This window comes from Paraperlucidibaca wandonensis (assembly GCF_042677145.1).
Lineage (GTDB): Bacteria > Pseudomonadota > Gammaproteobacteria > Pseudomonadales > Moraxellaceae > Perlucidibaca > Perlucidibaca wandonensis.
The window spans coordinates 2,140,098-2,152,581 of record NZ_JBHTIT010000001.1 but is presented as its reverse complement, the minus strand read 5'-3'; the positions used below and the strand labels follow the sequence as shown (position 1 = coordinate 2,152,581).

Below are 12,484 nucleotides of genomic sequence, written 5' to 3'. Positions count from 1 at the left end.
TCGGCCATAAAGTTAAATTGATTGTCTGATGTATTTTGATAGTTTTTGACTATATCTGGATGAGAGAAGTGCCTACACACTGCCTATTATTGAAACGCTAGAAAACAAAAAGCCCCAACCGAGGTTGAGGCTTTTTGTAGGGTATAAATGGTGGCCGGAGGCGGAATCGAACCGCCGACACGCGGATTTTCAATCCGCTGCTCTACCAACTGAGCTATCCGGCCCACGCGAGGGGCGTATTAAAGCCGCGACGGAGGCTAGCGTCAAGCCTATCGCGAGCTTGGCGTCCAGTTTTTTGTCGTTGCGGGTGCAACTATTGGCTTATCTGCTGCTTTTTTGCTCGACAAGCGCTTCGGCAAGCGCGATGACGCGCTACGCAGCCACAACTCAAGGCTGACCAAGCGTGCAACTATCCACACCCAAACCACAGCAATAAATACTGCTAACACCAAGCTCAACTCTATCGATGTCTTGCCCCAACTAATCAAGACATAGCCCGGGTCTTTGCTAAAGGCCGCAAAACCTAGCGCTAGCAAAATCGTCATTAAGCACAGCCAAGAAAGAGCACGCATAATTAACGCTCCCCGCCCAGAGTCGGTAATGCACTCAAAGCCGCACGGCTAACTAAGGCTGGCGCATCGAGCATCACCGGCTGGGCTTGTAAATCTGCAAGCTCATCCAGCAAGGGCTCGGTTTGCTTAGCGGACAGCGCAGCTAGGCGCGACTGAATGCGATGGCTAGCCGACTCTAGGGCGGCGCGATACAGCACACTGTCGCCACGCAGCAGGGCCACCTGAGCTTGCAGAATTTGCGCATCGAGTTGGCCACGTAACAAGCTCAAGCGCGTGTCATCGAGCATGGGTTCGAGCGCTACATCATGGCGACGCACAACAATAAGCTCACGGAACTTATCTAAGCCCTGCTGCCAAAGACTCTCAGCACCTGCGCTTTTCTTATTTGCGACCTGTGCCTGCGCTTTCACCGCCTCGTGCTTGCTCACCGTGAGTTTCTCAACGGCCGCTTGCAGGGCAGACAAACGTAAATACACCGCGCTAGCATCAACCGGCTCAATAGCCGACAAGGTGCTGATGTCTTGCTGCAAAGCACGATGCAGCGGCTCAAGATTTTCGATGCGCTGCTCATTTAGCAAGGCATCGGCAGCGGCCAAAGCTCGGCGTGCTCCTAGCGCATCTTGGCGTAACACTAAGGCTTGTTCGGCCACCGTCACCGCAGCATCAATACGGTCAATCAGCCAGCGTTGGCGCAAAGCCGGGCCATCGGCCAGTAAGCTTTGGATGGCAACTTGCTGCTGCTTCAGCTGTGCGTCGCGCAAAGACTCACGCAGGCTCATGGCTTCAAGCTCGCCACTGACTCGTGTTAATGCAGTATCGGCGACGCGTAAGCTACTGCGCGCACGCTTATGCTCCTGCTCGCTATGCCACGCCATGATGCCGGAAGCGATGGTCAGCAGCATGAGAAATAACAGCACAATTTTAAAGCCCAGGCTTAAGGGTCGCTTGATCGCAACCGATGTCACCAGTGGTTGACGGCTTGTGGGTGCTGCCATGACGAAATCCTTGTAGTTCTACTAAATATTATTGTGGGAGCTGAGCTAGTGCCGCCAGCCAATGCTTTGGCTGTGCGCCATCAGCACAGGTCACCCGTGTTGCACCCGCAGCGCGCACGGTCTCAGCTAAGCGCGAGCTCACGGTAATCAGCCACGGCGCAATGGCTTCAGCGCCAGCAATCTGCTGCCAATGCCGCCAAATCATTGCGCTACTGAGCAGCACAACATCCGGCCGAGGATAGCAGGCTGCCCATTCAGCGCGCGCCGTGTTGGGCAAAAATCGTTTATACAGCGCCAGAGTTTCGACCTCAGCACCACGTTCGAGCAAAGTGCTGCGCAAAAGCTCGCGGCCATCCTCACCACGGCAAATCAGCCAATGCTGACCCGCCACTGCCTGCAATATCGGTAGCGCCAACATGCCTTCGCTATCTTCCTGCGCCGCGATGTGTACGCGCAAGCCCTCAGCCTCAAGCACCGCCGCCGTTGCCACTCCGACCGCCACGCAAGGCAAAGGGTCAGGCCATTGGGGCCAGTAATCGCTCACCGCCGCCACGCCATAACGCGCGGCATTGGCGCTAACAAAAACCACGCCATCATAACGATCAAGCGCGAGAATCTGCGTACGCGCTACGGCATCAAGCGCTAATGGCTCGACCGCCAGCAAAGGCAGCTCCAACACGTCATGGCCGGCGTCTCGCAAAGCCTCACTGAGCGGCTGAGCTTGGCGCGATGGGCGAGGATTGAGCACCCGCATTAGCGCGTACTCGAACGCCCATAAACCTCGTCGAGAATCTCACCAGCACCTTGCGCCAAGAGCTTTTCGGCGAGCTCAATGCCCAAGGCTTCGGCTTGGCTTTGCGAGCCCATCACGTAGTCGATAATCATGCGCTGACCATCAACACTGCCTACTCGGCCCTCGATGGATATTTGATCGCCCGAAAGCGTGGCATAGCCGGCGATTGGCACTTGGCAGCCGCCTTCTAGGCGCGTATTCATTGCGCGCTCAGCTGTCACGCGAATGGCCGTGGCCAGGTCATGTAAAGGTGCCAATAAAGATCGCGTATAAGCATCATGCGTGCGGCACTCAATGCCAACAGCACCTTGGCCAACAGCTGGCAACATCAGCTCCGGGTCTAGGCTGCAACGAATGCGATCGCTCATGTTTAGGCGCAGCAAGCCAGCACAGGCCAGAATGATAGCGTCATACTCACCGGCATCTAACTTGCCCAAACGAGTTTGCACATTGCCGCGTAAATCCTTCACCACTAAGTCAGGTCTGGCACGGCGAATTTGGCACTGGCGACGCAAGCTAGACGTGCCGACAACAGCACCTAAAGGCAGGGCTTCGACTGACTCATATTTATTGCTAACAAAGGCATCGAATGGATTTTCGCGCGGGCAAATAACCGATAGCTCCAAACCTTCTGGGAAAGTCATCGGCACATCTTTCATCGAATGCACGGCGATGTCGGCGCGGCCATCGAGCATGGCGGCTTCTAACTCTTTCACGAACAAGCCTTTGCCGCCGATTTTTGCCAATGGAACATCTAAGATTTTGTCACCTTGAGTGACCATGGAGACGAGCTCAACGACTAGGCCGGGATGATGGCGGCGCAATTCATTGGCAACGTAATGGGCTTGCCAGAGGGCAAGCGGGCTTTGGCGAGTGGCGATGCGCAGTGGCTGCGCTGATGTACCTATAGACATGAAAACCTCGGGGCCGAACACTACGATTGAGTGTAGCAGCCCCAAGGCTTAACTGCGTAAAGCTTGCGGCTTAGACCCGATGCAAGGTCTCGCGCAATTCGGGCAAATGCCGACGACTCACCACTAGGCGCTCATCTAAGCCACGAATACGCACGCGGTATTGCCCTGTCGAAATAACCTCTAGACCTTCTAGAAAGTTCAACGACAACAAAGCATTGCGATGAATACGAATAAAGCGGTCGCCAAATTCTTCTTCAAGCTCTTTTAGTGTTTCATCAATCAACACTTCGCCATGCTCATGGCGCACGGTGACGTATTTGTGATCAGCTAGAAAATAACGCACTTCATCGATAGGAATCAGCTCAATGCCGCGATGGGTACGCGCCGTGATATGGCTGCGATGCGTGGTGCGCTCAGTAATCGTGGGCTGCTGCCGCACGGTGCCAAGCTGCAATTGGCTAACGCGGCAAGCACGAGTCAAGGCTTCACGCAGGCTTTCGCGACTCACTGGCTTTAGTACGTAACCTGAGGCGGTCACCGAGAATGCTTCTAGCGCATGCTCATCGAAAGCAGTGCAGAAAATAATGGCAGGGGGCGATTCACGCTCGGAGAGCTGGCGGGCACAAGTTAGACCATCCATGACCGGCATGCGCATATCCATCAGGACAATATCGGGGCGGTATTCTTCAACAAGAGCAAGCGCTTGCTCACCATGCTCTGCTAAACCTACTAGCTCATAGCCACCGATATCTTCGAGAAGGCGCACTAGGCGTTCGCGGGCTAGACGCTCATCGTCACAAATAATGACACGTGGTTTCATCACCTTAACCTCACTTTTCTTCTTGTTATGACGGCCATTACGGCTCGTTCTTTTTAGGCTAAGCGTCGAGGATAACTCAGCTCTGTGACAAATAAATCCGCTTTAGGCGCAGCCTCAAGTGTTGCTTCGGGGCCAAAACGTGCCTGTAATCGCAGTCGCACATTGCGCATAGACATTTGATTGCCTGGGCGCGCTGGCGACGGCGGCAGCGGATTCGTCAGTCGTATCCTAACCCAATCGGGCGAAATCTGAACAGCTAATGTGATTTTGCAAGGCACTATCGACATTTCTGCACCATGGCGGATGGCATTCTCTAGCAATGGCTGCAGCGTTAATAAGGGAATCCGCACAGCGTTTGCGTCGGCAGCCACCTGCCAATCAATATTTAGTCGATCGCCTAAACGCAGCTCTTCGATATTGGCATAACGCCGGCATAGGGCAATTTCATCAGCAAGACTGACATCGGCGGTATCTTTCAAGCTGGCGCGAAATAGCGCAGCCAAATCCTCTACAACTTGCTCTGCTTTCTCAGGGTCGATACTGATTAAGCTGGCAATAATATTCATCGAATTAAACAAAAAATGCGGCTCAATACGAGCTTGCAAAGCCTCTAGACGAGCCTGCATTGCGGCTTTTTCACGATTTCTGAGCTGCGCCTGCAAAGTCAGGTAACGCATAAATAGGCCAGCAAAAAGGCCGCTAATAAGCAGATGTCGGAAGATCGCCGAATACTCATTGCTGACAAACGAGAGCATGGGCAGGTTCAGGGCATCGAGCAACATAAAGCCAACCAGGCTTAGCCATAGCAGGTTGAACATGATGATAACGACGACCGCCGCCGCAACAGCCAAATGGCGCCAAGCCATCATGCGCTGGCGCCAGCGGCAAATCAGAAAAAAGCTAACGCCCATGACGCTGCTAGTCAGCAGTAGCAGCAAGACATAATCCCAGAATGGAAATGGCCACAGCGATGGTGATTGCGCGAGTAGTAAAAATAGGGAGATGAGCACGCAAATGACGGCGACGCGCAGAGTGAACGTGCGTGAGCAAAAGTCCGGCAACCAGAACTCATTATTGTCGAGCAGATGCTCTTGCGCCGCTTGTTGTTTTTTTAAGATAGGCATGGCTTCAGTGTGCCCGAGGCTGGCCCGCGTTCACAAGCGGCGCAGGGGCTAGGTGATGTATACTTAGCGACTTATTTTTAACCGCACTGCTTTTATTTTAAGCAGGCCCGCCGAAAACATAATGCGCCCATCGCGCCCAAAGGTTTGTTCATGAGCACCCCATCATCATCCATGTGGGGTGGCCGCTTCGCTGAGGCCACCGATCAATTCGTCGCCGAGTTCACTGCTTCGGTGCAGTTCGACAAGCGCATGTATCGCCAAGATATTCGTGGCTCGATCGCCCACGCCACCATGCTCGCTGAAGTTGGCGTCTTAAACGCTGCCGATCGCGACCTTATTGTCGATGGCTTAAAGGCTATTGAAGATGAAATTAGCCGTGGCGAATTCGTCTGGCGCGTTGAGCTTGAAGATGTGCACATGAACATCGAAAGCCGCCTTACCGATCGCATCGGCATCGCAGGCAAACGCTTGCACACTGGCCGTAGCCGTAACGACCAAGTCGCCACCGACATCCGCTTATATTTGCGCGATGAAATTGATGCTATTCGCGGCGAATTAAAGCGCCTGATGACCGGCTTAATCGATCTCGCTGAGCGCGAAGCCGACACTATCATGCCCGGCTTCACGCATTTGCAAACCGCTCAGCCAGTGACGTTTGGCCATCATTTATTGGCGTGGTTTGAAAACCTTAAGCGCGATGACGAGCGCCTAATCGACCTGCGCGTGCGAGTGAATCGCCTGCCTTTGGGCTCAGCAGCATTAGCCGGCACGACCTATCCCATCGATCGCCGCATCACAGCCAAGCTTTTGGGCTTCGATGGCATTTGCGAAAACTCGCTCGATGCCGTTTCCGATCGCGATTTTGCTATCGAGTTTTGCTCGGCCAGCGCCTTGATCATGATGCACCTCTCACGCTTTAGCGAAGAGTTGGTGCTGTGGGCATCGGCGCAGTTCAATTTTGTCGACCTGCCTGATCGCTTCTGCACCGGCTCGAGCATCATGCCGCAAAAGAAAAACCCCGATGTGCCTGAGTTAGTTCGTGGCAAAAGTGGCCGCGTCTTTGGCCATCTCATGGCGCTCTTAACGCTGATGAAAGGCCAGCCTCTGGCTTACAACAAAGACAACCAAGAAGACAAAGAACCGCTATTTGATACCGCCGATACCGTCATGGGCTCATTGCGCGCCTTTGCCGACATGGTGCCAGCGCTGGTGCCGCGCCGTGAAATCATGCGTGAAGCTGCGCGCCGCGGCTTTGCTACCGCTACCGACCTTGCCGACTACCTAGTTAAGCACGGCTTAGCCTTCCGCGATGCGCACGAAGTGGTTGGTAAAGCCGTTGGTTATGGCGTGTCTAGCGGCAAAGATTTAGCCGAGATGAGCTTAGCTGAGCTGCAAGAGTTTTCTAGCGACATCAGCGATGACGTTTTTGAAGTGCTTACGCTTGAAGGCTCGGTCAATGCCCGCGATCACATCGGCGGTACCGCGCCAAAACAAGTACGCGCCGCCGTTTTACGTGCCCGCGACCGTATCGCTTAACGCCCCCAATTTATTAAGGATTTATTGATGAAAAAATTACTAATCGTTGCTGCTACCTGCTTAAGCCTTGCTGCCTGCGTCACCATGGGCGGTGGCAACGCTGGCGCTAACAATGGCGCGTCTGCGAGCCAAACTCAGTCATTCATCCAAGCTTTGGAAGCTAAGCGCGGTACCGCTCTTGGCGTAGCCGAAAAAGTACAACTGCAAGGCTTGGTTGGCGCTACTAAGACTGGCCTAAATGGCGTGCAAAACAGCTTTCTTAACAACGTTGGCTCGCACGTCGGTCTAAACGGCCCAGTGCTCGCCGCCTTGTTTCCTTCCATTGGCACGCCGGTAAGCGAAAACGCTGCTGTGGCCAAGGTCGAGCAAGCGCTTGGCTCACGCCTTAGCCAAGCCGACGCCAGCGCTGTTAAAGCAGCTACTGCGCTGCGTAACAACACCGGCGAAAGTCTGAAAACCAGCCTGTCCAACCGCGTCGGCGGCCTAGTCGGTCTCGATGGCGCAATGGTCGAAGCCCTGTTGCCGTTGCTGGGCTTCTAAAACTGTTTGAATCCGGCGGGCCATTATGTCCGCCAGCTAATCTGCACGTTTCCCGTGCTGGAGTGATGTGATGAGCTTGTTACCCCCGGTCGCAAAAACGCCGCTTTTCGGCCACGGCCGTTATTGGGCCGAATGTTTTGGTGACGCGCCATTTTTACCAATGTCGCGCGCCGAGATGGACCAACTTGGCTGGGACTCTTGCGACATCATCATCATTACCGGCGATGCCTATATTGACCACCCAAGCTTCGGCATGGCCATCATCGGTCGCCTGCTCGAAGCCCAGGGCTTTCGCGTCGGCATCATCGCGCAGCCTGAATGGCAGTCTGCTGACCCATTCAAAGTGCTGGGCAAACCCAACCTATTTTTCGGCATCGCCGCCGGCAATATGGACTCGATGATCAACCGCTACACGGCCGATCGCAAAATCCGTTCCGACGATGCTTATTCGCCCAATGACGAAGGTGGTCGTCGCCCAGACCGCGCAAGCCTCGTCTATGCCCAGCGCGCTCGCGAAGCCTATCCCGATGTGCCGCAAGTACTCGGCGGCATCGAAGCCTCGCTACGTCGCATCGCACATTACGATTACTGGCAAGATAAAGTCCGCCGCTCGATTTTGCTCGACGCTAAGTCTGATATTTTGCTTTACGGCAATGCTGAGCGCGCCATCGTCGAGATTGCTCACCGCTTAAGTCGTGGCGAATCCATTCGTAATATCACCGATGTACGCGGCACTTCGTTTTTACGTCGCGACACGCCTAAAGGCATGTTTGTCCTTGACTCCACACGAGTCGATGCACCTGGCCGCGTCGACCGTATTCTCAACCCCTATGTGAACACCGCCGACTTAGCCGCCTGCGATATTGAGAAACAAAAGAGCGCAGCAACTTATGCCGGCAGCGCATTTTCCAGCGAGCTGAGCAATGCCGCCAGCGATCGTGGCTTCGGCACTTTCAGCAGCAATAGCATGCCCGGCGCCAATGACATCGGCGCACCAATCGAAGTCACGCCAGGTGCTTGGGGCGATCTCACCGCATTGCCCGATGACACCACTGTGGTCGACCTATTGCCCGCCGGTAGCGTGAGCAAGCGCAGCAAATTGCCTGCGCGTGATGACACGGTGATTCGCCTGCCGTCGTATGAGAAAGTCAAAGCCGACCCCGTGCTCTACGCTCACGCCAACCGCGTATTGCACTTAGAAACCAACCCCGGTAACGCTCGCGCGCTAGTTCAGCGCCACGGTGAAAATGACGTCTGGCTCAACCCACCGCCAATTCCGTTGACCACTGAAGAGATGGACTACGTCTTCGACCTGCCTTATGCCCGCGTACCACATCCATCCTATGAGGGTGCACGCATTCCGGCCTACGAGATGATTCGCTTCTCGGTCAACATCATGCGCGGCTGCTTTGGCGGCTGCACTTTCTGCTCTATCACTGAGCATGAAGGCCGCATTATTCAAAGCCGCTCGGAAGACTCGATCATTCGTGAAGTGGAAAAAATGCGCGATGTGCCGGGCTTCACCGGCATCGTCTCTGATCTTGGCGGCCCGACTGCCAATATGTATCGCCTAGCCTGCAAAAGCCCCGTGATCGAGGCCGCCTGCCGCAAGCCATCGTGCGTTTATCCCGGCATTTGCGAAAACCTCAATACTGATCATGACCCGCTTATCAAGCTCTACCGCCGTGCTCGTGAGCTCAAGGGCGTGAAAAAGGTCTTGATTAGCTCAGGCCTACGCTACGACCTCGCTGTGCAATCGCCCGAATATGTGCGCGAGCTGGTCACACACCATGTTGGCGGCTACCTGAAAATTGCCCCAGAGCACACGCAGGAAGGGCCTTTATCGAAAATGATGAAGCCCGGCATTGGCAGCTATGATCGCTTCAAGCAGCTCTTCGATAAGTTTTCGAAAGAAGCGGGCAAAGAACAATTTCTCATTCCTTACTTCATCGCGGCCCACCCCGGCACCACCGATGAAGACATGCTGGACTTGGCTATTTGGCTAAAGAAAAATGGCTTCCGCGCCGACCAAGTACAGGCGTTCTATCCATCGCCCATGGCCACAGCCACAGCGATGTATCACAGCGGCAAAAACCCGCTGCGTAAAGTCACGCGTGATTCGGAAGAAGTAGAAATTGTGAAAGGTGATAAACGTCGTCGCCTGCACAAAGCTTTTTTGCGCTACCACGATGCCAATAACTGGCCATTGCTGCGTGAAGCATTGAGAGCGATGGGTCGTGCCGATCTAATTGGCAACGGTAAGCAGCATTTGATTCCAACATGGCAGCCAGCGACCGATGGCCAGTACGCGAGTCCGCGTAAGAAAAACACCAGTACGATAGAAGGCGTGTCGGTGAAGGTACAGCCACAGAAGTCGCGTGCGTCACAGCGTACGCCGCAGAAGGGGCAAATACAGACGCAGCACACAGGCTTACCACCACGTGATGATGGCAGTCGTGCACCGAGGCGTCCGCGCTAACACGCCCTACAGTTACTCGGCACCTAGCTCTCGCTCTAGCGAGCAAGCTGTGTCGACGTAACCTGCTACAGGAATTAGTTCGCTAAGCTTTCGCGCTGGTCCGCCAGCGCTTTCGCTATTTGGCGAAATACTTTCGGGCTAAGCACCATGCCTATATGTGAGCAATTTGCCTCCATATGACGCGCATGCGGCGTGACACGGTCGATAGTCGCCGGCCAGCTCACAATGCCATCAACACGGCTGAAGATAAGCGTCATCGGGCATTGAATCGGGACACTGTCTCGCGCGGCAATATCGCGCTCGATCGCATCAAGATCAAAACCCATCTTCACGTACTGCTTTGCCGTTAGCGTGTACTTCGGGCCGCCAACAACTGGCGAGCCTAGCGTGACCACACCGGCAATTTCAGCCGGCAAATCACGGGCTAATTCGCGCGCAATATAACCACCCAAAGACCAACCAATGAGACTGATGGGCTGGCCTAACTCCGCCGACCATTCGCGAATACGCGCCTTCAGTGGCGGCACCAGCTTATGCACCGCACCGTGGTTTTTGCCTTGGCCCCATTGCCGCACCACATAGCCCAATGCCTCAAGGCGCTTGGCCAACATTTGCATCGCCCGCTCGCTGGCCCCATAGCCTGGTAGCAGCATCACAGGATGAGCCTTGCCGTGCTCATCGCCACGCGGCAGATTATTATGCAGGCGACGCTTAAGGCGTAGGCCGTCGAGCAGCTCTATACCCACACGCGCCTCAGCTAAGACCTCGTACCAACTCGGTGTCTTGCTCGGCAGTTCAGTGGGCAGGCTGCTCAAATAGCGCATGCGAAATGGCCTATTTACGCTTCATCATGTCGAAGAATTCATCATTGGTTTTCACGTCTTTAAGCTTATCGAGCAAGAACTCGATTGCGGCTATCTCATCCATTGGATGCAGTAGCTTGCGCAAAATCCAAACTTTCTTCAGTTCATCATCGCCAATCAAGCGCTCTTCGCGACGCGTGCCTGATTTCTTGATGTTGATGGCCGGGAACACGCGCTTCTCAGCGATGCGACGGTCAAGGTTAACTTCATGGTTGCCGGTACCTTTGAACTCTTCAAAGATGACCTCATCCATTTTCGAGCCAGTGTCGATCAATGCCGTAGCAATAATCGTCAGCGAGCCACCTTCTTCGATATTACGTGCGGCACCGAAGAAGCGCTTTGGACGCTCCAAAGCATGCGCATCAATACCACCGGAAAGCACCTTGCCTGAGCTAGGAATTACCGTGTTATAGGCACGAGCCAAACGCGTGATGGAGTCGAGCAAAATGATCACATCTTTTTTATGCTCAACCAAACGCTTGGCCTTCTCGATGACCATCTCGGCCACTTGTACATGACGCACTGGTGGCTCATCGAAGGTCGAGGCAACTACTTCACCGCGCACGGTGCGTTGCATCTCAGTGACTTCCTCTGGACGCTCATCGATCAGCAGCACAATAAGTGTCGCTTCAGGATTATTACGCGCAATGGATTGAGCCAAGGTTTGCAGCAACATGGTTTTACCGGCTTTCGGCGGCGCCACAATTAGTGAGCGCTGGCCTTTACCGTAAGGCGCTACCAAATCGATAGTACGTGCCGTTAAGTCTTCGGTAGAGCCATTACCCAGCTCCATAACGAGGCGCTGAGTTGGGAAAAGTGGCGTTAAGTTTTCAAACAAAATTTTATTACGCGCGTTTTCAGGCGCGTCTAAATTAATTTGATTAACTTTCAATAACGCGAAATAACGCTCCGACTCTTTCGGCGGACGAATAGTCCCGGAAATGGTGTCGCCAGTGCGTAAGTTAAAGCGGCGTATTTGTGACGGGCTGACATAAATGTCATCCGGCCCGGCTAAATATGAGCCTTCCGCTGAGCGTAAAAATCCGAAGCCATCGGAAAGGATTTCCAAAACGCCATCGCCAAAGATTTCTTCGCCGTTTTTAGCGTGCGTTTTTAGAATGGCGAAAATGATGTCTTGTTTACGGTTGCGAGCCATGCCTTCTAAGCCCATGGATTCCGCAATTTTGATGAGTTCGCCTATCGGCATTTTCTTGAGTTCGGTGAGATTCATACCGTGCTGTCAATTGGAGGGTGGGAATACCCTAGTTACTCTAATGGCCAATGCTAGGCTGAGGTCGTTCAGCAGGAAGTAACTGCGCAGCGCAACGGGAGTTGGCTGGAGGTCATGGGGAACGGGTTAAGAGTAATCTAGGCTGTAACGAGGCGACGGTGCGGAGTGCAACCATCGCCGATAAAACTTATATAGAGGAGTCGATAAACGCTGTCAACTGCGATTTTGATAACGCGCCGACTTTTGTCGAAGCGATTTCGCCATTTTTGAACAACGTTAAGGTAGGAATACCACGCACGCCGAACTTGGCAGCAGTTGCTGCGTTTTCGTCAACGTTGACTTTGACGATCTTCACGCGGCCTTGGTATTCGCTGGCTAATTCATCTAGCACTGGGGCAATCATTTTGCATGGACCGCACCATGGCGCCCAATAATCAACCAAAACTGGCACATCGGATTGTAATACATCGGCGGCAAAATTGGCGTCGCTGGTGTTGACGATCAGCTCACTGCTCATCATGGCACTCCGTCAGAAAGTAGGGATTAATCACTCATCGATAGTAACACACGGACGAGAAAGTCATGCAAGCGACTCGTGCTGCGTTACAATTACGAAT

General features: G+C 53.9%; 12 protein-coding genes and 1 tRNA gene. 3 read left to right on the top strand and 10 right to left on the bottom strand.

The features are described 5' to 3' along the window. Positions 1-148 precede the first annotated feature (148 nt). From ACFQ0F_RS10230 to ACFQ0F_RS10200, 7 genes are all read right to left on the bottom strand, one after another. Positions 149-224: transfer RNA gene (locus ACFQ0F_RS10230), tRNA-Phe, on the bottom strand. A gap of 45 nt (positions 225-269) precedes the next feature. Continuing rightward, positions 270-572: a hypothetical protein gene (locus ACFQ0F_RS10225; protein ID WP_340675798.1), complete on the bottom strand. Its 303-nt coding sequence runs from the start codon at positions 570-572 to the stop codon at positions 270-272. Positions 573-574: 2 nt separating this feature from the next. Continuing rightward, entirely contained in the window at positions 575-1,567 is a 993-nt protein-coding gene (locus tag ACFQ0F_RS10220) for a uroporphyrinogen-III C-methyltransferase (protein WP_379071781.1), read from the bottom strand. Between the two features lie 28 nt (positions 1,568-1,595). Then, positions 1,596-2,321 (bottom strand): uroporphyrinogen-III synthase, encoded by a 726-nt coding sequence (locus ACFQ0F_RS10215; RefSeq protein WP_379071778.1) that lies wholly within the window; start codon positions 2,319-2,321, stop codon positions 1,596-1,598. Further along, positions 2,321-3,274: a hydroxymethylbilane synthase gene (gene hemC / locus ACFQ0F_RS10210; protein WP_340675801.1), complete on the bottom strand. Its 954-nt coding sequence runs from the start codon at positions 3,272-3,274 to the stop codon at positions 2,321-2,323. Before hemC ends, ACFQ0F_RS10215 begins: the two co-directional genes overlap by 1 nt. A gap of 70 nt (positions 3,275-3,344) precedes the next feature. Next, positions 3,345-4,094: a LytR/AlgR family response regulator transcription factor gene (locus tag ACFQ0F_RS10205; RefSeq protein ID WP_379071774.1), complete on the bottom strand. Its 750-nt coding sequence runs from the start codon at positions 4,092-4,094 to the stop codon at positions 3,345-3,347. 53 nt (positions 4,095-4,147) lie between these two features. Continuing rightward, positions 4,148-5,218 carry a sensor histidine kinase gene (locus tag ACFQ0F_RS10200; RefSeq protein WP_379071771.1) on the bottom strand — a complete coding sequence of 357 codons (1,071 nt, stop codon included), beginning with the start codon at positions 5,216-5,218 and terminating at the stop codon, positions 4,148-4,150. Between the two features lie 150 nt (positions 5,219-5,368). On the opposite strand from ACFQ0F_RS10200, the gene argH reads away from it, so the two are divergent. From argH to ACFQ0F_RS10185, 3 genes are all read left to right on the top strand, one after another. Then, complete coding sequence (argH, locus tag ACFQ0F_RS10195) at positions 5,369-6,754, top strand: argininosuccinate lyase (protein WP_379071768.1); 1,386 nt, start codon at positions 5,369-5,371, stop codon at positions 6,752-6,754. A gap of 27 nt (positions 6,755-6,781) precedes the next feature. Next, entirely contained in the window at positions 6,782-7,294 is a 513-nt protein-coding gene (locus ACFQ0F_RS10190; RefSeq protein ID WP_379071764.1) for a hypothetical protein, read from the top strand. Between the two features lie 70 nt (positions 7,295-7,364). Continuing rightward, entirely contained in the window at positions 7,365-9,773 is a 2,409-nt protein-coding gene (locus ACFQ0F_RS10185) for a YgiQ family radical SAM protein (protein WP_379071761.1), read from the top strand. 74 nt (positions 9,774-9,847) lie between these two features. On the opposite strand, the gene ACFQ0F_RS10180 is transcribed toward ACFQ0F_RS10185, so the two are convergent. From ACFQ0F_RS10180 to trxA, 3 genes are all read right to left on the bottom strand, one after another. Next, the gene (locus tag ACFQ0F_RS10180) at positions 9,848-10,597 is read right to left on the bottom strand and encodes an esterase/lipase family protein (RefSeq protein ID WP_379071758.1); all 750 of its coding nucleotides are present in this window, start codon (positions 10,595-10,597) and stop codon (positions 9,848-9,850) included. A gap of 10 nt (positions 10,598-10,607) precedes the next feature. Next, complete coding sequence (gene rho / locus ACFQ0F_RS10175) at positions 10,608-11,867, bottom strand: transcription termination factor Rho (protein WP_340675808.1); 1,260 nt, start codon at positions 11,865-11,867, stop codon at positions 10,608-10,610. A gap of 187 nt (positions 11,868-12,054) precedes the next feature. Next, complete coding sequence (gene trxA / locus ACFQ0F_RS10170) at positions 12,055-12,384, bottom strand: thioredoxin TrxA (protein ID WP_340675809.1); 330 nt, start codon at positions 12,382-12,384, stop codon at positions 12,055-12,057. Positions 12,385-12,484 lie beyond the last annotated feature (100 nt).

Excerpts from the sequence above, each read along its gene's own strand:
- rho (WP_340675808.1), bottom strand. The coding sequence starts at position 11,867 with ATGAATCTCACCGAACTCAAGAAAATGCCGATAGGCGAACTCATCAAA.
- ACFQ0F_RS10205 (WP_379071774.1), bottom strand. The coding sequence starts at position 4,094 with ATGAAACCACGTGTCATTATTTGTGACGATGAGCGTCTAGCCCGCGAA.
- argH (WP_379071768.1), top strand. The coding sequence starts at position 5,369 with ATGAGCACCCCATCATCATCCATGTGGGGTGGCCGCTTCGCTGAGGCC.
- trxA (WP_340675809.1), bottom strand. The coding sequence starts at position 12,384 with ATGAGCAGTGAGCTGATCGTCAACACCAGCGACGCCAATTTTGCCGCC.
- hemC (WP_340675801.1), bottom strand. The coding sequence starts at position 3,274 with ATGTCTATAGGTACATCAGCGCAGCCACTGCGCATCGCCACTCGCCAA.
- ACFQ0F_RS10180 (WP_379071758.1), bottom strand. The coding sequence starts at position 10,597 with ATGCGCTATTTGAGCAGCCTGCCCACTGAACTGCCGAGCAAGACACCG.
- ACFQ0F_RS10220 (WP_379071781.1), bottom strand. The coding sequence starts at position 1,567 with ATGGCAGCACCCACAAGCCGTCAACCACTGGTGACATCGGTTGCGATC.
- ACFQ0F_RS10200 (WP_379071771.1), bottom strand. The coding sequence starts at position 5,218 with ATGCCTATCTTAAAAAAACAACAAGCGGCGCAAGAGCATCTGCTCGAC.
- ACFQ0F_RS10225 (WP_340675798.1), bottom strand. The coding sequence starts at position 572 with ATGCGTGCTCTTTCTTGGCTGTGCTTAATGACGATTTTGCTAGCGCTA.
- ACFQ0F_RS10215 (WP_379071778.1), bottom strand. The coding sequence starts at position 2,321 with ATGCGGGTGCTCAATCCTCGCCCATCGCGCCAAGCTCAGCCGCTCAGT.
- ACFQ0F_RS10190 (WP_379071764.1), top strand. The coding sequence starts at position 6,782 with ATGAAAAAATTACTAATCGTTGCTGCTACCTGCTTAAGCCTTGCTGCC.
- ACFQ0F_RS10185 (WP_379071761.1), top strand. The coding sequence starts at position 7,365 with ATGAGCTTGTTACCCCCGGTCGCAAAAACGCCGCTTTTCGGCCACGGC.